Origin of the sequence: Pseudomonas luteola NBRC 103146, from assembly GCF_002091675.1 — a bacterium.
GTDB lineage: Bacteria > Pseudomonadota > Gammaproteobacteria > Pseudomonadales > Pseudomonadaceae > Chryseomonas > Chryseomonas luteola.
This window is the reverse complement of sequence record NZ_BDAE01000091.1, coordinates 1-771: the sequence shown is the minus strand read 5'-3', so window position 1 is coordinate 771 and position 771 is coordinate 1. Positions and strand designations below refer to the sequence as shown.

Sequence of the window (771 nt, the reverse complement as noted above, 5' to 3'; positions counted from 1 at the left end):
GGAGACGGCGGAACAGCTGCCAGCCTGAAAGGTGCTTATTTTGGAATCAGTTCATATGCGGGTCTGCTGGGCGGCGCAAAGTACGCAGCCAACCTGACGTCTTGTGAATTCAATACCTACATAGCTGCGGGCAATAACGACCGCGTGTCTTTTCACTCTGGTGTGCAGGTGGCATCGTTTATTGGTGAGCGCGGATATAACGTTGATGCTGCCATTGCAATCTCAAACCTTGGCGGAAGCACAAAGGGTTGGAAGCACGGCATCTACTGCCATGATGCTAATGGAAAATGGCCTTTTGACGCAGACAGCGTATTCCTGAAGATTCAGCCAGCTGGCACGAATACGCTTGATCGCTTGATTGACGTCAGAAATGTTAACTTTGCAACGTCACTTATCAGCGCCCAGGGTGTAGATATCGCCAGAACTGGCATGGCCTTAACAGGCCCCGCGGCTACTGTAATCCTTGGCGATCAGGCTACTAACTCAACTATCAGCATTCAGGGCCGGTCAGGCGGTCAAGGCGCAGCATACGACAGCCGTATCCTGTTCCTTGGCGGCGGCACGGCTAACCTTCAGGGTGTCGTCCAGGTTGAAGGCGCGCAGCTGGTATCGCCGACTGTTCGCCCGGTCTCTGATAACGTCCATTCGCTTGGGAATGCATCGTTTAGATACTCTCAGCTCTTTGCGTCTACAGGCACGATTAACACATCGGACGAAAGAGAAAAGGAGAATATCCAGGATCTGCCTTATGGGCTTGACTTCATCGAAGCG

1 pseudogene is annotated in these 771 nt (G+C 52.5%); it reads left to right on the top strand.

Annotation, left to right across the window (positions count from 1 at the left end):
• Positions 1-771, top strand: a pseudogene (locus tag PLU01S_RS25935) (hypothetical protein); the annotation flags it as partial.